Origin of the sequence: Pseudomonas khavaziana, assembly GCF_019145205.1 — a bacterium.
Lineage (GTDB): Bacteria > Pseudomonadota > Gammaproteobacteria > Pseudomonadales > Pseudomonadaceae > Aquipseudomonas > Aquipseudomonas khavaziana.
Genome location: NZ_JAHSTT010000031.1, coordinates 1 through 2,770, shown reverse-complemented (window position 1 = coordinate 2,770; position 2,770 = coordinate 1). Strand labels below are relative to the sequence as shown.

Below are 2,770 nucleotides of genomic sequence, written 5' to 3'. Positions count from 1 at the left end.
GGTGTGATTCGTCAACTCGGGGCAATACAGGCTTATAAAAACGAACATCCTGAGAGTGTGGAAGCCATAGCCTACGTATTGGCCGCGGCTCAAGGCCCGAAGGGCGTTGCTCAATTCATCGCAATGAAGGCTGTTGAGGGGACCGAGGCGGGGCAAGCGATCTCGGAAAACATAGACAAGGCCAATGCTTTCGTCGGACAGAAGGTCGCTCAAATCGTCGAAGGAACCGAGCTGAATCCGACTTATGACAGTGACAAATTTCTGATTGGCGGGGGAGAGCTGCTTTCCAGTATATTGTTTGGGGCGATGCCTGCTCGTAAAGGTGAGGGTGCAAAAAGGACGGACAAAGGAAAGGCGCCATACACCTCGACTGTCTCGACGGATGCTGAGGCTGGCATGCCGTATGCCCACCCGGTAAAGGGGGCTGGTGCAAAAGAGGTGCCCGCTGTTAAATGGAGTGCTCAAGAGAAGCACTTTCCAGGTCATAATTCGTACACGCCAGGCCGTAGTGTTTTGAGCAGTGACCCCCGCAAGCTTGCCGAAAGTGCTGGAACTGGACAGCAGGTCGGTAATATTCCAGTTGGCATGCCAGGCTCGAAAGAAAGGGTGAATTTTGGTGGGCCTATAGGGACGTATATAGATGGAGCAGGCGTGGCAACACCTACAGCGAATGGAATAATTCACTACTCTAAGGATGGTATCCACATTGTGCCAGCGAGGCCGTGAATAATGTGTTCTCTTGATGATGTGATCGTGATGGCCCGTCTAAATATTCAAAGAGCATTGTTAGGTGAGGTTTCAGGGAAGCTTCGTGCTGTTATATTTTCAGTATCGGGACTGATTCTGAATATTAGATTCTATTTTGACGGAGAAATCGATGATGATGATTTTGAGTCTGCCTCCTGTGTTGAAACTGAGGTGATTGCTGATTACGAGGATGACTGGACGGTTATAGTGAAGTGCTTGCGGCTAGATGCCTCGGAGCCGATACTTGATCAGGGGATTTGGGTATTTAAGCGGCGTGAAATTTAAGAGTAATTAGGTTGGTGCAAAAGCGGCAGGTGAAGTTGCTATACCTGTGTCCGGTCGAGTGCAATCTCGTATAAATATTGCCAATGGGCGGACGGAAACTACCCCGCTCCGTGATACCGGAAAACCTGTATCTGCGGGCTTTGATCATGTTTTGAAAGGTCATTTCGACGTAGAAGTCTCCAATTCCCGCTTTGTGTTTACTATTAGCCCAAATGAGTTGAAGGGGGTTCTTCAGAGCGGCCCAGTCGTTAAGTCACCTGTTACTGCGCTACCAGATGGTCAATTTGTAAGGACAGTTGATACGTGCAGAGTCATCGGAACAACTACGCTGAAAGATGGAGGTGTTCCTACGTCTGTGATAAAAGTATTTACTGATAAGGCAGGCAATTTGATAACGGCTTTCACCGCTAAGGCAGTGAACTAATGCGATCTCTCCCTGTATATGTGTGGCGTGAACTTCAGTCGGCTGTGACGCTGCTGGATGAGAATTCATCTTTAAGGGAGACTCTTGGAGTGATTCTTTCGTGGATTAGGGAGAACTACAAATGCTTCACTGTTGAGCCGTTTTCGACCTATGGGATTGATGAGTTTTCGCATGTGGATGAGAGTTTGATGCCGGTTGAGTTTTCGTCATTGCTGCCTAGCGATATAACTCAATTTAAAAAAGTAATTTTTGGATATCAGGCTAATGAGGCAGATGCTATTGCGAGATTTCTACGTGACACAATAGAAGCATTGATAACTGTTGAGACTGATAAACAATGCCCTAAGTGTCAATCCGATGGGATGCGTATTTTCATCGGTAGATATAACGGGTTACTGGCTTACCAGTGTGACGTCTGTGGTCATTCTAATTATTCAGATGGGTCTAAGGTAAGTGGTGGAGAGTTGGAGTTTGTGAGCGAGAAAAGACTACGAGAACTCAACATGATCTAATGGTGCAAAGGCGACAGGTGCCTCGCTAGACAACGTAGCTAGTAGTATCCATGCTGGCCAGCAAGGCAAGCATATTCTGGGGCATAAAAATTTTCTTCCAAAACGCAGTTATCTTAATGAAGGAGTCGATCCTCAAAAACTGTTGAATGGCGCTCATGCGGGTGAGTTTCCTGTCGTAGGTTATGGTTCAAGAGGGCAGCCAATAGTTGATTTTGGCAAAAATATTTGTGTTGATGGCACAACGGGCTTAGCGACAAGATATGGAACAATACATTCAGGTAAAAGCGGAGCGCATATTATTCCAACAAATCCTACTACTGTCGGAGCGAAACCATGAAAGCTTTACCTGACTGGTTAGTCTTATGTATTTGGCATGCTCTGATTGGTGAGATATATCCAGCTGTAAGGGCGATTGCTATTTCACTGTCAGATGATAGGGAGTTACTTATTCGTTACTATCTTGACAGGCCGTCTACAGACTTTGACTGGGAAAGCTTAGAGGTTGTTGCCACGAATATTTCAGCCTCAGTTGGTCAAGACAAAATTTCCCACGTAGATTTAGATTGTAAATTTTTGCTTGATTCAATAGGGCGTCTTGAGTGTCTGGACGGCTTCATCTACTGTCGCAGAGAATATGATTTGTAGGTGCAAAAGCGACAGAAAAAAGGTGATAGATTGTTTTCTCTGAAAAATACATCTGTCACCTTTTATCGGCAAGGGTAACCTGGAGCGAGAAGGCCAACGCCAACAAGAGGCTTACCTCTATGCCGGCGACCGTCTGGGGTTCGCCAGTGGCAAAGAA

Annotated in this window: 5 protein-coding genes; all 5 read left to right on the top strand. The window is 46.4% G+C overall.

The annotated features are described in order from the left end of the window. A partial coding sequence (locus KVH01_RS29335) for a polymorphic toxin type 50 domain-containing protein (protein WP_264083808.1) occupies positions 1–726 on the top strand: 726 nt, incomplete at its 5' end. Positions 727–729: 3 nt separating this feature from the next. Then, positions 730–1,032, top strand: a complete 303-nt coding sequence (locus KVH01_RS29330; RefSeq protein ID WP_217883790.1) for a hypothetical protein — start codon at positions 730–732, stop codon at positions 1,030–1,032. Between the two features lie 423 nt (positions 1,033–1,455). Continuing rightward, on the top strand, positions 1,456–1,968 hold the full coding sequence (locus KVH01_RS29325; RefSeq protein ID WP_217883789.1) for a hypothetical protein: 513 nt from the start codon (positions 1,456–1,458) through the stop codon (positions 1,966–1,968). Between the two features lie 46 nt (positions 1,969–2,014). Continuing rightward, positions 2,015–2,305: a polymorphic toxin type 50 domain-containing protein gene (locus KVH01_RS30785; RefSeq protein WP_217883791.1), complete on the top strand. Its 291-nt coding sequence runs from the start codon at positions 2,015–2,017 to the stop codon at positions 2,303–2,305. Further along, the gene (locus KVH01_RS29315; protein ID WP_217883788.1) at positions 2,302–2,613 is read left to right on the top strand and encodes a colicin; all 312 of its coding nucleotides are present in this window, start codon (positions 2,302–2,304) and stop codon (positions 2,611–2,613) included. Before KVH01_RS30785 ends, KVH01_RS29315 begins: the two co-directional genes overlap by 4 nt. Positions 2,614–2,770 lie beyond the last annotated feature (157 nt).

What these genes read in the sequence shown, in the direction of transcription:
- KVH01_RS29330 (WP_217883790.1), top strand. Translation starts at nt 730, where the DNA reads ATGTGTTCTCTTGATGATGTGATCGTGATGGCCCGTCTAAATATTCAA.
- KVH01_RS29325 (WP_217883789.1), top strand. Translation starts at nt 1,456, where the DNA reads ATGCGATCTCTCCCTGTATATGTGTGGCGTGAACTTCAGTCGGCTGTG.
- KVH01_RS29315 (WP_217883788.1), top strand. Translation starts at nt 2,302, where the DNA reads ATGAAAGCTTTACCTGACTGGTTAGTCTTATGTATTTGGCATGCTCTG.